This is a genomic window from Pseudoalteromonas fuliginea (assembly GCF_000690055.1).
Taxonomy (GTDB): Bacteria; Pseudomonadota; Gammaproteobacteria; order Enterobacterales; family Alteromonadaceae; genus Pseudoalteromonas; species Pseudoalteromonas fuliginea.
In genome coordinates this window covers 29929-44585 of record NZ_JJNZ01000067.1, presented here as the reverse complement: position 1 = coordinate 44585, position 14657 = coordinate 29929, and the positions used below count along the sequence as shown (strand labels likewise).

Sequence of the window (14657 nt, the reverse complement as noted above, 5' to 3'; positions counted from 1 at the left end):
GCTTTAATGAGTGATACAGATACCTTGCTAATGCAAGGAATTGAGCAACAAACAATGGGGCGTTTTACCGAAGACGCCTATTTAAATTATTCCATGTACGTGATCATGGACCGCGCCTTACCGCATGTAGGTGATGGTTTAAAACCAGTACAGCGTCGTATTATTTATGCGATGAGCGAACTGGGTTTGTCGGCTAATGCCAAGTACAAAAAATCAGCTCGTACTGTGGGTGACGTACTCGGTAAGTACCATCCACACGGCGACAGTGCATGTTACGAAGCGATGGTATTAATGGCGCAGCCGTTTTCTTACCGCTACCCTTTGGTAGATGGACAAGGAAACTGGGGCGCGGCAGATGACCCTAAATCGTTTGCAGCAATGCGTTATACCGAAGCGCGTTTATCTAAGTTTTCAGAAGTACTATTAAAAGAGCTTGGCCAAGGCACCGTCGATTGGACACCAAACTTTGATGGCACAATGGATGAACCAGTAGTACTGCCTTCTCGCTTACCGCATATTTTACTCAACGGTATAACGGGTATTGCCGTAGGTATGGCAACCGATATTCCGCCACATAACGTACGTGAAGTGGCTAGTGCATGTTGTTTATTACTTGATAAACCAAAAACAGAGCTTGAAGAATTACTTGAGCTTGTCCATGCACCAGATTACCCAACAGATGCTGAAATAATTACCCCAAAAGCCGATATTCATAAAATATATAAAACCGGTCGTGGGTCTATCAAAATGCGTGCGGTTTACACCGAAGAGCATGGCGATATCGTTATTACAGCGCTGCCGCATCAATGTTCTGGTGGTAAAGTACTTGAGCAAATTGCAGCGCAAATGAACGCTAAAAAATTACCAATGATTGCTGATTTACGTGACGAGTCAGATCACGAAAATCCAACACGCATTGTAATTATTCCACGCTCAAACCGCATTAAAGCTGAGCCATTGATGGCGCATTTATTTGCAACCACCGATCTTGAAAAAAATTACCGCGTAAACTTAAACATGCTAGGCCTAGATGGTCGCCCGCAAGTTAAAGACTTGCGCTGTATTTTAAGTGAGTGGCTAACATTTAGACGCGAAACAGTGCGCCGTCGTTTGCAGTATCGCTTAGATAAAGTATTAGCGCGTTTGCATATTTTAGAAGGTTTATTAGCCGCCTTTTTAAATATTGATGAAGTGATTGAAATCATCCGCAGTGAAGATAAACCAAAGCCTGTACTAATGGAGCGCTTTGATTTAACTGATACACAAGCAGAAGCTATTTTAGAATTAAAACTTCGTCATTTAGCAAAACTTGAAGAGTTTAAAATTCGCGGTGAGCAAGATGAACTAGCCAAAGAGCGTGATAAATTAGCGCAAATACTTGGCTCAGAACGTCGTATGTCGACACTGCTTAAAAAAGAAATTCAAGAAGCCGCTGAAATGTACGGTGACGATCGTCGCTCGCCAGTGATTGAGCGCTCAGAAGCGAAAGCACTTAACGAAAAAGATTTAATTCCATCAGAGTCAGTTACCGTCGTGCTATCAGATAAAGGCTGGGCACGCGTTGGTAAAGGCCATGATTTAGATGTACAAGGCTTAAATTATCGTTCAGGTGATGGCTTTAGAGCCTCGGCTCGGGGTAAGAGCAATCAACCGGCTGTATTTTTAGATTCAGCAGGGCGGGCATTTGCAACCGATGCGCACAGTCTGCCTTCGGCGCGTAGCCAAGGCGAACCAATGACAGGTCGTTTTAACTTAACACCAGGTGCTAATTTTGAGCACGTGGTAATGAGTGAAGACGAGCAAGTCTTACTTATGGCGTCAGATGCAGGTTACGGCTTTATTACCGACTTTAAAGATTTAGTGAGTAAAAATAAAAATGGTAAAGCGCTGGTAAGTGTTCCTAAAGGTGGCATATTACTTTCTCCTATTAGGGTGAACGATGTTGCTAGCGATTACTGTATGGCTATTTCTAACGAAGGTCGAATGCTTTTATTCCCACTGCGAGACTTACCAAAATTAGGTAAGGGTAAAGGTAATAAAATCATTTCTATACCAGGTGCAAAAGTACAAGCCCGTGAAGAGTTTGTAAAAGTGCTAGCTGTTGTGCCATTAGGAAGCAGTGTTACGCTTCATGCTGGTAAGCGTAAACTAACACTTAAACCAAGTGATTTAGAGCATTATTATGGTGAGCGAGGTCGTCGTGGTAATAAGTTACCACGTGGCTTACAGCGTGTTGACGAAGCCGTTGTTGAGCTAACTCCTCAAGATGATGAGCCAATAGAAGCTATTAACGAAGAGTAATCAATTACTTTTTGTATAATTAGAAACGGTCTGCATTTGCAGGCCGTTTTTGTTTTAAAATAAAGCACTTAAAGTTTTTCAGCGTACACTTGTGCGCTATTGTCTCGTTTGTGTCATAAAATAACGCTATAATAGTTGTAACTGATTTTTGGAGAAGCCGATTTGCTCGCTGTTATACGTATTTTTATTATGCTGCTATTTATACTATTGAGTTGTTTTTTTGGCTTACTATTATCATTAGTAAGGCCATTTCATCCCAATAACGTACACATTATAGCGGGCTGGTTTGGCTCAATGGCTAAAATGATTGGTGTTAAATTAGTTTTAACACGTCATAAAGATGCTGTTGATATTGGTCCTGCCGTTTATGTTGCTAATCATCAAAATAGCTACGATTTATTTACAGTGCCAGCAATGGTGCCCAAAAACTGCGTAAGTTTAGGCAAAAAGAGCTTAAAGTGGATTCCATTTTTTGGTCAGCTTTATTGGCTTTCGGGTAATATTTTAATTGATCGGGCAAATCGTTCAAAAGCAGCAGGTACAATCTCGAAAGCTGCTGAAAAAATAAAGAAAGATGGGTTGTCTGTTTGGGTATTTGCCGAAGGCACACGCAGTTATGGACGTGGATTATTACCTTTTAAAACAGGGGCTTTTCATACTGCTATGAGTGCTGAAGTACCAATAGTCCCGGTGTGTATGAATACAACACATAAAACCATTAAGCTAAATCGTTGGGATAATGGTACAATCTATATTGAAATGTTAGCGCCTATATCACTTGATGAAAGTATTAGCGCGCGCGAGCACGCCCAGAATGTACACAATATTATGGCTGCTAAAATAACTGAATTAGATGCTCAAGTGAGAGATAAATAATGGAAAACTGGCGTGAAATAAGTGAAGACATTGTATCTTCATTACTCGAAGACGGATCTGATCCTGAAATACTTTATGAAGTAGAGCACCACTTTGTGTGTGAAGATTTCCCTAAATTGGAACAAGCAGCCCTTGCTGCGTTCAAATTGGGTTACGATGTTGAAGAGCCTGCAGAGCTTGAGCTTGAAGATGGCAGTAAAATTTGGAGTTTTGACATCGTTGTTGAAGCTGAACTTGATGTAGACGTGATAATGGAAGACGTTGATAAATTAGCGCAATTAGCCGTCGAATGTGAAGTAGAATATGACGGTTGGGGCACTTACTTTCAAGAGTAATTAGCTGCATAACCATAAATAAAAGGCGAGCATTATAGATGCTTGCCTTTTTTAATGTCTTTTGAAAGTGAGTATTATCGAGGTGTATGATACCAATCCGCAATAGTGCTTAATCAATTTGAGGGATTAAATCTGAAGCTAATTGTGTTAAAAATATCTGATATACGACTACATGGTTACAGAAGATAGAGTCATGTAAGAACAATTAGTTATAACAACTAAATAACTAATTTTTTGTTTGTTATCGACATGGTTTTTACCTAAAAAACAGGTCACTTAATTAAGTGAATTGGTATAAATTCAATGCAGTTAGCGCTGAAAATAACTGCTTGAGATAGATTTATTATCCAGAGTTCAAGGTGATTTAGTAAAAGCTCCAGCATTACCCTACTGTCTTACATCTACACAAAATGAGTAGAAGCCGAGCAAAGCTTCTGTGTCCAGAACATACACCTTAACTATAGTCATATAGACAAAAAACAAAGAGTCAATCGGCCTAGGGCGAACTCAAAGGGCTGATAATGTGTGGTATTTATGTTGTGTTATCGCCTATTTAGGGGAAATAATCACACACCATAGGCTCTGCCTAAAAAATACATTGCTGTATATTTAACCTCGAAAGATAAATAAGTTTTAATACCTCACTAAAATAGGTGAAATGTATGAAAGTGATAACTGAATTTTTTATTTTCTTAATAAACTTCATGTACAGGTTAAGGCTTGCTTAAGTGTATTAGTATCTATTTTTTAAAGCATTGACCGTTCGAGCCACATGAATAATTCACTTGCTGCGTTAACCCCCCCATTTGAACCTGTATTTTTTACCTTGTTATTAAACCATTTACCCATTGCTTAATTTATTAATGCAACGGGTACGAAGTTTCATGTTTAGAGCATTCTCTATGTTGCCATTGTTAAGTGACTTTTTATCTTATATTTACTTTAAGTAAGTTTAATTGGTCAACCAATATTGGCGTGGTATTTATAAAAAAGACTAGACCAGTATTTTTGTTTATGCAAATTTTTAAATTGTATTTTATTGGTATACCAATTTTTTGTGTTTTTGATACTTATTCATTATTTTAAAAAATTTAAATTCTATCATTTCTATATTTTAATTAATGTTAGTTATTGTTTTAAATCATTTTTAGTATGTGTTTAATCAAAAATAGAAATGGTATTAATACTTATTACCTATTGAATTAATTATTGCAAATTTATTTCAAGAGATATAACTTGTGTCTCGCCACACTGGCAATATCAATTGGTAATTTATTTTTGTAAGTCCAATTATTGTTTTTTATCTAAAATTAAATTACCAGTTACACAAACACAAGTTGAAACCTGTTTACAGGCGGTGATCTAGGTTCGGTGGAAATGCCACTAAACTAGGCTGTTAGATTATTTTCATGTGCAGGTTCGGAGAAATGAAGATAATGATTAATCAAAAATCCCTATTTATTTTTGCAATAATGACTACAAGCTCAAGTTTTTTGCAAGCAGCAACGATTAATAATGCTGGTTTTGAAGACGGCTGGAGTAATTGGAATGAAGTCGAACCAGCAGCTATTTCGGGAAGTGCTTACAAAGGATCCAAATCCTTAAAAATTCAAGGTAGCCCTGGTCGTGTACATCAAGTTGTTGATATAGAAAGAAACACTCAATACACATTAAGTGCGTACGTACTAGGCAAAGGTGAAATTGGAGTCAATGATCTGAATGGTTTGTTTAAAAGCGAGAAGTTTGATGTTTCTTCGTGGACTAAAGTATCTAAAACCTTTACTTCTGCGAATACGGATTCATTACAAGTTTTTGCTAAACATAATAATAGTTCGAATGATGTACGTTTTGATGATTTTACGCTAAGCAGTGGCGGCTCTGGTGGGGGTGACACTGGTGGGGGTGACACTGGCGGCGGTGATACTGGTGGCGGAAGTAATATTCCAAGCAGTATTACAAGTGGTAGTATTTTTGATTTAGAGGGGGATAATCCTAATCCATTGGTTAACGATAGCACATTAGTATTTGTGCCATTAGAAGCGCAACATATTACGCCTAATGGAAATGGTTGGCGTCATGAGTATAAAGTTAAATCTAATTTACGTGTTGCGATGACTGACACTTACGAAGTATTTGAAGCTAATGTTAAAGTTGAAATGTCCGATGGTGGAAAAACTATTGTTGCCCAACACCATGCAAGTGATACAGGCACTATTATGAAAGTGTATGTGTCTGATTCGTCAGAGTCAGGTTTTGATGATAGTACTGCAAATAATGGTGTTTTTGACGTGTATGTACGTTTGCGTAACACCAGTGGTAATGAAGAAAAGTTTGCACTAGGTACTATAACCAGTGGTGGTTCATTTAATTTAAAAGTTGTGAATAATTACGGTGATGTTGATGTAACCGCACTTGGCAGTACTTTTGGTATTCCGGTCGAAGATGATTCCGAATCTTACTTCAAATTTGGTAACTACCTACAATCGCAAGACCCATATACATTAGATAATTGTGGTGAATCGGGTAATTCAAACTCCTTTAAAGAGTGCTTTAAAGATTTAGGTATTACTAAATCTAAAATCACAATGACAAATGTTAGCTATACTCGAGTAACTAAATAATTAAGTATTATTTATAAAGCCACTTTAATTCAAAGTAGAGTGGCTTTTATACTCGTTGATAGTATATGAATTTAATTTATAACCATTTTTTGTTTTTAAAGTAAATGCCAATACTGCCCGTTAATACGATTAAAAAAACCACAAATAACGTAAATGCATATGGACTCTCTGTGCCAGGTATGCCCCCTACGTTCACACCTAATAAGCCAGTTAAAAACCCCAGAGGTAAGAATAAAGCAGCGACAACCGACATGACGTACATGCGCTGATTTAATTGCTCAGACACTTGGTTTGTGATTGTTTGTTGAATAATTTGTGCCCGCTCTATGGAACTATCTAGCTCTTCTAGATAGCGAATAAGCAAATTTGTCGTTTCATTTAACTTTGCTTTATCGTCATCAAATAACCATGGATAGTGGTTGTTCACCATACTGCTTAATGCTTCTTTTTGCGGCCTTAAGTAGCGCTTTAAGGCGATTGTTTGGCGACGCAGTTGCGATAACCCTTGGTTATCAAAAGGTTTACTTGGTTCGTCTATTTCTTCTTCAAAATCATCTAATGTTTCATCAAGCGAATCAATGACGTTTTGCATTCGTGATGTCAATTTTTGTGCTATTGCGCATACTAATTCTGATATGTTGCATGGGCCGGTATTACTACTAAACGATGTTAAAATATCTTGAATTGATAATAATCGACGTTTACGTGTCGTAATTACAATATCTTCATTAATGAAAAAGCGAATTGATACCATATCTTCAGGGCTTTGCGCCGGGTTTAAATTCACCCCGCGTAAAAATAGCATGTGACCATTTGTGGCTGATGTAATACGTGGGCGAGTCTCATCTGCGGTTAACGACTCTAGCTCGTAATCGGTTAAAAAATCACAATTTTTAAGCCATGTAACGACTTCTGTTTGACTGTAATCCATGTGTACCCAGAGCTTACCCTGTCCAGGTTTCCAATTATGTAGCTCATCAGTGTTTGAAATGGGGCGTGCACCACCTCGTTCGTCAAGAACTAGGGCGTGGAGTAAACCATTAATCATATTAGTTTCTCATAATAGTGTATTTTTAATACTGTTAACTATAGTGTATCTACTTAATCAAAATAGACTTATCTTTATTTTTAATAAGTTAGTTTTTAAATTAATAAAGCATAAATTTGGTGTGAATTAAATTGCTAGCAAACCAAGATAGTTAACTGTGCAGTAGAAAAATATAGTGAAGTTTGCGGTCGATATTTATCAATCAAATTCACTTGTCGACGGGATAAATTTATTTTGTTGGTGTTTTTTTACCTGTAGCGTATAAGTCACTTTTTTATTAAGGGCACATTTATGACGACAAAGATCACTATTGGTTGGCGTGAGTGGTTGAGCTTACCTGAACTGGGTATTGAGCGAATAAAAGCTAAAATTGATACAGGCGCTCGTACATCATGTATTCATGCTATTAACATTGAAGAGTACGAAGTTGATGGAGAAAAATGGGTTAAGTTTACAGCCCAGCCATTGCAAGATGATGAACAAACGAAAATCACTTGTAATGCAAAGGTTAAAAAAATAAAAAACGTAACAAGCTCAAGTGGACAAAAAGAATTACGTTATTTTATAGAAACAACATTGCATGCGGGTAAGCATAGCTGGCCTATAGAGATGACTTTAACCAGTCGAGCAACAATGAAGTTTAGAATGTTATTAGGGCGTACAGCCATGGAAAATCGTGTCATTGTTGACACGGCTTTATCTCATTTATTATAAAAGTATTGAATTTTATGTCTGAAAATCAGCCATAAATAATTAATGCATACAATTTAGTTAAGGTTTTAACTATGAAAATCGGTATTTTATCTCGTAACAAAAAATTATATTCAACACGTCGTTTAATCGAAGCGGCAGAAGCGCGTGGCCATGAAGTTAAAGTAATCGACGCACTACGCTGCTATATGAATATAAATTCAGAGCAACCAGAAATTCACTATCGCGGTGAAAATTTAAAAGAATTTGACGCAATCGTCCCGCGTATTGGTGCATCGGTTACATTTTATGGTTGCTCGGTACTTCGTCAGTTTGAAATGATGGGTGTCTACCCTGTAAACGAATCCGTGGCTATTTCTCGTTCGCGCGACAAATTGCGCTCGCTTCAGTTACTTTCGCGCAAAGGCGTTGGTATGCCAGTAACAGGTTTTGCTAGTAAACCAGATGATGTAAAAGACTTACTGGAAATGGTAGGCGGTGCACCGGTAGTTATTAAATTACTTGAAGGTACACAAGGCATTGGTGTGGTACTTGCTGAGACGCGTAAAGCGGCTGAAAGTGTTATTGAAGCATTTATGGGCTTAAAAGCTAATATTATGGTTCAGGAATATATTAAAGAGGCAGGTGGTGCAGATATTCGTTGTTTCGTATTGGGCGATAAAGTAATTGCAGCAATGAAGCGCCAAGCACAAGAAGGTGAGTTCCGTTCTAATCTTCACCGTGGTGGTAGCGCGACATTAGTACGTATTACTCCTGAGGAGCGTAAAACAGCAGTTGCAGCCGCTAAATCAATGGGCTTAAATGTGGCTGGTGTCGATTTACTTCGCTCATCTCGTGGGCCACTTGTGATGGAAGTAAACTCATCACCTGGTCTTGAGGGTATTGAGATCGCAACAGGTAAAGATATTGCAGGTATGGTGATTGACTTCATCGAAAAGAATGCTTCAAGTAAAGGAACAGCGACACGTGGCAAAGGTTAAAATTAACCGTCCTTTTACCTTATTAGGTGAACAGATTGGCGTAGGCGAGCGTAAAACGCTTGCCTTAGAAGCCGCAAAGCTTTACACCCATTCACCACTTAATATTCCTATAGAAGTGGTAAATGGTGTAATGGAAGGACCCGTGCTAATGGTCTGTGCTGCTATTCATGGTGATGAATTAAATGGCGTAGAAGTTGTACGCCAGTTACTTGCTAAAATAGATCCTAGTCAGTTACGTGGCACGTTAATAGCTGTGCCTATTGTGAATGTGTTTGGCTTTATTCATAAATCGCGTTACTTACCAGATCGACGTGATATGAACCGCAGTTTCCCAGGCTCTGAACGTGGCTCGTTAGCAGGACGTATGGCTTATATGTTTTTTAATCAAGTAGCAGTACATTGTACGCATATCATTGATTTACATACGGGGGCTATTCACCGAACTAATTTGCCACAAATTCGTGCTAATTTAGCAGATGAAGCAACAGCTGAAATGGCTAAAGCATTTGGCACGCCAGCGGTTATAGATGCATCACTGCGTAATGGCTCTCTTCGCAGCGAAGCGGCTAACTTAGGCATACCTGTTATAACCTATGAAGCAGGTGAAGCACTACGATTTGATCCTATTGCAATTGCAGCCGGTGTGCAGGGCGTTGATTATGTTATGCGTCACTTAAAAATGATTCGTGGCAAACGCCCGAAAAAATTACCGGATCCGATTATTGCAGGTTCTACAAGTTGGATACGCGCAGAAGTTGATGGCATTGTTCGTGCTCAAGTATCATTGGGCGAACGTGTAATTAAGGGCCAAATACTTGCTTATATTAGTAGTCCGTTGGGTGACTCTGAACTTGAGCTTTTAGCACCTAAAGGTGGGATTGTTATTGGCCAACAAACGATGCCATTAGTAAATGAGGGCGATGCAGTCTTTCATCTAGCTTACTTTGCGAGTGACAATGGTTTAGTTGAGCAGCAGCTAGAGAGCTTTATAGACGAAATAAATGATTTAGATGACGAACTTAAAACTGCGGAACTAAATAATTAATCGTTAACCTAAGTTCTGTTTAGTTAAGCATTAAAAAGCCGCAGAAGGTAATTACCTTCTGCGGCTTTTTTGTGACTATTATTTTTTAACTATGTTTTTTTAGGGCCAATAATACGCTTTATAACAGGCGTTTTTGTTGGTTTTGGTTCTTTATTTAAAACCATGACAGGGCGCGTCACAAATAAATTGTTAGGATAAATAACACGATGGCCATCAATGTGTTCAAGTACTACATTCATCAAACCCATTTCGACAATGCGACCTTCAACATGATTCGCGCCATCAATAATTCGTACCCAATAACCAACGCGGCAGTCGTTTTGAATAAACATTAATAAGAATGCAGTTAAGTTACTTAATAACGACCATGCGGCAAAAAGTGCAACACCTAGCATGGCAAATAATGAGGAGCCAAGTACAAGTAAGCCACGTAATTCAATGCCCCAAAATACCAGTACTAAGCATATCATTACAAAGGCAAGTATTATTTTAAGCAGTAGTTCTGCGCGCGATTTGTGATGTAAATCTACTTTACCCTTAATGGTTTTTTCGAGAAGCTTTTTAGTCAGCTTTAATAGCAACGGATAAAGTAGTAAGGCGATCAGGGTCACAATCAGTTTATATTGTGTACCAAAAAAATCTAAAATCTCTAACGGTTCCAAAATACATTCTCATATGGGGAGTAAGTAATAATTAAGTAATTAGTTTAACGTTTTAAGATGATGCGAAATAGTTATTTAAAAAGATTTTTTCACATTAACTAACCATTGTACTGAGTCTACATCGTCATAACTATCAAGCGGTGCGGCGATGTCAATGTGGATCATAGTACCTGCGTTAGCTCTGCTTGGGGCTAAGCGTAAACCTATGCCAACATTTTTAAGTACGTGATCGTTCTCGCCATTATCTTTGTCGTTAAACCACGCTCGGCCAACGTCAATAAACCCAGCGCCACCTACTTTAAATAGCTGAAGCAAATCGTACTCCCAATAATAGCGTTTTTCTAAACTAACTAAAAAACTGCGATCGCCGTGTTGATAATCCATAGGGTAGCCTCGTAAACCAGTTTCACCACCCAAAGTAAGTTGTTGGTCGGCAGTTAAGTTTTTAGCATATTGCAAACGCCCTTTTACATACCACGATTGATCAACACTGGTGTTTAAGTAGTATTGAATTTGACTAGTGGCCCTAAAGTTTTCTAATTGTTTGTGTTCTTTATTCCAATATCCTTCAATGTCAGTGTTAAAACGCCATAGAGTATTATCGCCAGAAAAATGTGCTTTTTTAAAATTTAATGAATAAATAGCACGACTATCATCATCACTCAAAGATTCATCAGAGTAACCAACAAGGGCTTTAACATTCCAGCCTAGGTTTAAATCTTCAGTGCGGTACATACTGTCGAAATTGCGTACTTTTATAAAGTTATCTTCAAACCAGTGGCCGCTTATAAATGGGTAACTTAAACTTCTGTCATCGGCAAGTGGTGCAAAGGTGGTGTCTATAGCTTCAAAGGTATGCTGCTCGTCGGTATAACCTAAGGTTAAGCGCTGGGTCCAGTTATTATTAAGCGCTTTAGAGTGCCCTATAAATGCACTGTTTAAATCGCTAGTTTGATCAAATTCGCTAAACTCTTCGCCGCGTTTATATAATGACTCTTCGCGCTGTTCTGAATAGCTTAAAATACCGTAACTAAGAGGGGTGTCAATTGCGTAAAATGGATAGGTTAACTCAAGTAAATGGCGCTTGCCATCGCTGTTATCGGCGTACTCTAGACGGCCGCGGTAGCGAGTAGATAAAATATTAGGATCGTCGTAAACAAATAAGTAACCACTGCGGTCGCTATCGGTAGTGCGTGAAAACGATAGGCGTTTACCCCAACCAAAGAGGTTTGATTCTCTAAAGCCAATGCTTGATTTATTTTCACCACCGCTGCGGCTAAAGTTTATTTCAGGTAGAAGCGTCCATAAATCACGAGTCACTACCTTTACATCAATGTCACCATCGCAGTTCTCAGTTGCACTAATTTGGGCGTCATATAAGTAACTTTCTTTGCGTAGGAGGCGTTCTGATTCAGCTAATTTTTTAGCATCATATTTATCGCCGGTGGCAAACAGTAGGAGGTTATTAATTACATCCGGTTCGGTCTGAATATGTGCGCGGTTGGCAAAGCGAAATAATGCATTATTTTCTTCTTCGAGTTCGGTATTAAATACATTGAGTTGCTTAAGTGAAATAGTGGCAATTTTAGCATTGGGTTTAGCGCTTACAATGGAGATATCGTCGTTGAGTTGGCGGCGTAAGTTTTTATTATTAGAGTGGTCTAACTTTTCAACTTGGCAACGAGTATTATCATGAGTTTGTGCTAATGCACTTTGCATGAATAAGGCTAAAATACTTAAGCTAATACAGTACTGTGTGATCCATTTCTTAGTTACCATTCAAACCCTTTACTGCTACGTAGCAAATTACTACCGTAATATCAGCTTACATCATAGTTACTAAAATGTAAGTTAAAAGTATTGAGTTTGAAAATTAAATATAACGACTTTGAACTAAAACCGTTAACTTAAATAAAAGGTGAGTGCAGCAAGTAGATGATCGGCTTCAGTGCCTTCTCCATTTATCCAAATACTTTGGCTGTAGTGCTCATAGTTTAAATTAAAGGTTTGCTGCTGGTAGCTAAAGCGAACTTGATGACGGTCAGCACCAGCAGAATACTCGTTGAGCGATATATCGTCTGAATGTAAAAATAATGTACTCCACAGCTCAAAGTCTTCATCATGCGGAGGCTCGATGGGCGTAATTACAATACATTTATGAGTATGGTCGTATTCTATTTTTGTCATAATGCTCTTAATTTGTAGCTAAGTAATTACGAATTGCAGTTAAAAAGGCGCCGCCATATTTATTTAATTTAGTGAAACCAACTCCCGACACTTTTAAAAACTCACTGTCATTTGTTGGCATAAGCTGCGCCATTTCAGCCAAGGTTTTATCATTAAATACTACATACGGTGGTACATCGTCGGCATCAGCAAGTTCTTTACGCAGTGCTCTTAAGCGGGCAAAGAGCTTTTTATCATAATTAAATTGCGCTAATTTATCTTGGTACACGTGCTTGGCTTGCAGGCGAGGTTCAGCCAATTGCAAAGCATATTCACTTTTTAAAATTGCACGCGCGGCTTCTGTTAATCTAAGTGACGCACCTTGTGTTATATCTTGGTTTAGTAAACCCTGATGAATAAGTTGACGTAAAATACTAAGCCAAAATTCACTGCTTTTATCTTTACCGATACCGTAAGTACTTAACTCATGATGGTTGTTATCGCGTATGCGGCTCGTGTTTGCACCGCGAAGTAATTCTACAATATAACCTAGGCCAAAACGTTGCTCAGCTCTATACACACACGAAAGCGCTTGCTGTGCGACTAACGTACCATCAAAGCTTTTAGGTGGGTTTAAGCAGATATCACAGTTGCCACAAGGTTCGCGCTGGTATTCACTAAAGTAGTTTAGCAATATTTGACGGCGACACGTTTGTGCTTCAGCAAAGCTAGCCATGGCGTTAAAGCGTTGTTCTTCTACACGGCGACGTTGTTCGTCATCAATGTCTTCAAAAAAGCGCCTTACACGACCAATGTCAGCCGGATCAAAATACATGATGGCTTCTGCGGCAAGGCCATCTCGCCCAGCTCGTCCTGTTTCTTGATAGTACGACTCTATACTTTTTGGAATATCGTAATGCAATACAAAGCGTACGTTAGGTTTATTAATCCCCATCCCAAAAGCAACAGTTGCTACTACAATTTGAATGTCGTCGCGGGCAAACCCAGTTTGCACGAATTGTCGTTGTTCGTTACTCATACCCGCATGGTAAGCGGCAGCGTTTAGCCCTGCATCTGCAAGTTTTTCAGCAATGTCGTCTACGCGTTTGCGGCTGGTGCAATAAATAATACCGCTTTGGCTTTTTTGCTCTTTTAAGTAGCGAAGCAATTGCACCATAGGTTTAAATTTTTCTTCTATGGTGTAGCGAATATTGGGGCGATCGAAGCTACCAGTATGAATATAAGGCTGTTGTAGTTTTAATTGCTCAACGATATCAAACCGGGTCGCTTTATCAGCCGTGGCGGTAAGCGCCATCATAGGAACATGTGCAAAACGTTGCTTTAATTCGTTTAAGCGAAAGTAATGAGGTCTAAAATCGTGACCCCAATGCGACACACAGTGCGCTTCGTCAATGGCAAATAAGCTCACATTTAAATGCGATAAACGCTCTAAAAAGTCGCGTTGTAATACTTTTTCAGGCGCTACATATAAAAGCTTAATTTGCCCCTGATGAAGCTGTTGATACACCAATTGCTGTTCTTCTCGCGCTAAGCTGTTATTAACGTAAGCGGCTTTTACGCCAAGTGCTTGGAGTTGCGTTACCTGATCTTGCATTAGCGATATAAGCGGAGATATAACAATGGTTACGCCTTCAAGCACTAAAGCGGGTATTTGATAACACACAGATTTCCCACCACCTGTGGGTAGCAATACAAGCGAGTCATGCCCATTTATAGCTGCATCAATAACTGCTTTTTGACCGTCGCGAAATTCGCTGTAGCCAAACACTTGTTTGAGGACAGTTTCTGGTTTACGCACAAGCGTACTAGAAGGTGGTGTTAATGTATTCATTGGCGGGTATTTTAGTGGTTTTTTAACGAGATGTCTTTAGCTGAGTTACTTGATGAATTA

General features: G+C 38.8%; 12 protein-coding genes. 7 read left to right on the top strand and 5 right to left on the bottom strand.

The features are described 5' to 3' along the window. The first annotated feature begins 6 nt into the window (after window positions 1-6). The 4 genes from parC to DC53_RS03930 all read left to right on the top strand — a co-directional run bounded on the left by parC (window position 7) and on the right by DC53_RS03930 (window position 6133). A complete protein-coding gene (gene parC / locus DC53_RS03915; protein WP_033031387.1) occupies window positions 7-2301 on the top strand; it encodes a DNA topoisomerase IV subunit A in 2295 nt (764 codons plus the stop codon). Window positions 2302-2463: 162 nt separating this feature from the next. Next, window positions 2464-3177 carry a 1-acylglycerol-3-phosphate O-acyltransferase gene (locus DC53_RS03920; RefSeq protein ID WP_007376504.1) on the top strand — a complete coding sequence of 238 codons (714 nt, stop codon included), beginning with the start codon at window positions 2464-2466 and terminating at the stop codon, window positions 3175-3177. Beyond that, window positions 3177-3512 carry a ribonuclease E inhibitor RraB gene (rraB, locus tag DC53_RS03925; protein ID WP_007376503.1) on the top strand — a complete coding sequence of 112 codons (336 nt, stop codon included), beginning with the start codon at window positions 3177-3179 and terminating at the stop codon, window positions 3510-3512. The genes DC53_RS03920 and rraB overlap by 1 nt, the downstream gene beginning before the upstream one ends. A 1436-nt stretch (window positions 3513-4948) precedes the next feature. Further along, window positions 4949-6133, top strand: coding sequence for a polysaccharide lyase family 7 protein (locus tag DC53_RS03930; RefSeq protein WP_033031384.1), 1185 nt, complete (start codon window positions 4949-4951; stop codon window positions 6131-6133). Between the two features lie 76 nt (window positions 6134-6209). Here DC53_RS03930 and DC53_RS03935 read toward each other — a convergent pair whose 3' ends face one another. Next, complete coding sequence (locus DC53_RS03935) at window positions 6210-7181, bottom strand: zinc transporter ZntB (protein WP_033031382.1); 972 nt, start codon at window positions 7179-7181, stop codon at window positions 6210-6212. A 291-nt stretch (window positions 7182-7472) separates the two neighbouring features. On the opposite strand from DC53_RS03935, the gene DC53_RS03940 reads away from it, so the two are divergent. From DC53_RS03940 to DC53_RS03950, 3 genes are all read left to right on the top strand, one after another. Next, on the top strand, window positions 7473-7895 hold the full coding sequence (locus DC53_RS03940; RefSeq protein ID WP_007376500.1) for an ATP-dependent zinc protease family protein: 423 nt from the start codon (window positions 7473-7475) through the stop codon (window positions 7893-7895). A 71-nt stretch (window positions 7896-7966) separates the two neighbouring features. After that, window positions 7967-8872 carry a 30S ribosomal protein S6--L-glutamate ligase gene (gene rimK / locus DC53_RS03945; protein ID WP_007376499.1) on the top strand — a complete coding sequence of 302 codons (906 nt, stop codon included), beginning with the start codon at window positions 7967-7969 and terminating at the stop codon, window positions 8870-8872. Further along, complete coding sequence (locus tag DC53_RS03950) at window positions 8859-9917, top strand: succinylglutamate desuccinylase/aspartoacylase family protein (RefSeq protein ID WP_007376498.1); 1059 nt, start codon at window positions 8859-8861, stop codon at window positions 9915-9917. The genes rimK and DC53_RS03950 overlap by 14 nt, the downstream gene beginning before the upstream one ends. Before the next feature lie 89 nt (window positions 9918-10006). On the opposite strand, the gene DC53_RS03955 is transcribed toward DC53_RS03950, so the two are convergent. The 4 genes from DC53_RS03955 to recQ all read right to left on the bottom strand — a co-directional run bounded on the left by DC53_RS03955 (window position 10007) and on the right by recQ (window position 14597). Then, window positions 10007-10579, bottom strand: a complete 573-nt coding sequence (locus DC53_RS03955) for a mechanosensitive ion channel domain-containing protein (RefSeq protein WP_033031380.1) — start codon at window positions 10577-10579, stop codon at window positions 10007-10009. A 75-nt stretch (window positions 10580-10654) separates the two neighbouring features. Beyond that, window positions 10655-12358: a BamA/TamA family outer membrane protein gene (locus tag DC53_RS03960; protein WP_033031378.1), complete on the bottom strand. Its 1704-nt coding sequence runs from the start codon at window positions 12356-12358 to the stop codon at window positions 10655-10657. A gap of 123 nt (window positions 12359-12481) precedes the next feature. Continuing rightward, window positions 12482-12766 carry a DUF3630 family protein gene (locus tag DC53_RS03965; protein ID WP_033031376.1) on the bottom strand — a complete coding sequence of 95 codons (285 nt, stop codon included), beginning with the start codon at window positions 12764-12766 and terminating at the stop codon, window positions 12482-12484. 7 nt (window positions 12767-12773) lie between these two features. Further along, complete coding sequence (gene recQ, locus DC53_RS03970) at window positions 12774-14597, bottom strand: DNA helicase RecQ (RefSeq protein ID WP_033031374.1); 1824 nt, start codon at window positions 14595-14597, stop codon at window positions 12774-12776. Window positions 14598-14657: the final 60 nt, after the last annotated feature.

What these genes read in the sequence shown, in the direction of transcription:
- parC (WP_033031387.1), top strand. Translation starts at nt 7, where the DNA reads ATGAGTGATACAGATACCTTGCTAATGCAAGGAATTGAGCAACAAACA.
- rraB (WP_007376503.1), top strand. Translation starts at nt 3,177, where the DNA reads ATGGAAAACTGGCGTGAAATAAGTGAAGACATTGTATCTTCATTACTC.
- DC53_RS03930 (WP_033031384.1), top strand. Translation starts at nt 4,949, where the DNA reads ATGATTAATCAAAAATCCCTATTTATTTTTGCAATAATGACTACAAGC.
- DC53_RS03935 (WP_033031382.1), bottom strand. Translation starts at nt 7,181, where the DNA reads ATGATTAATGGTTTACTCCACGCCCTAGTTCTTGACGAACGAGGTGGT.
- DC53_RS03940 (WP_007376500.1), top strand. Translation starts at nt 7,473, where the DNA reads ATGACGACAAAGATCACTATTGGTTGGCGTGAGTGGTTGAGCTTACCT.
- rimK (WP_007376499.1), top strand. Translation starts at nt 7,967, where the DNA reads ATGAAAATCGGTATTTTATCTCGTAACAAAAAATTATATTCAACACGT.
- DC53_RS03960 (WP_033031378.1), bottom strand. Translation starts at nt 12,358, where the DNA reads ATGGTAACTAAGAAATGGATCACACAGTACTGTATTAGCTTAAGTATT.
- DC53_RS03965 (WP_033031376.1), bottom strand. Translation starts at nt 12,766, where the DNA reads ATGACAAAAATAGAATACGACCATACTCATAAATGTATTGTAATTACG.
- recQ (WP_033031374.1), bottom strand. Translation starts at nt 14,597, where the DNA reads ATGAATACATTAACACCACCTTCTAGTACGCTTGTGCGTAAACCAGAA.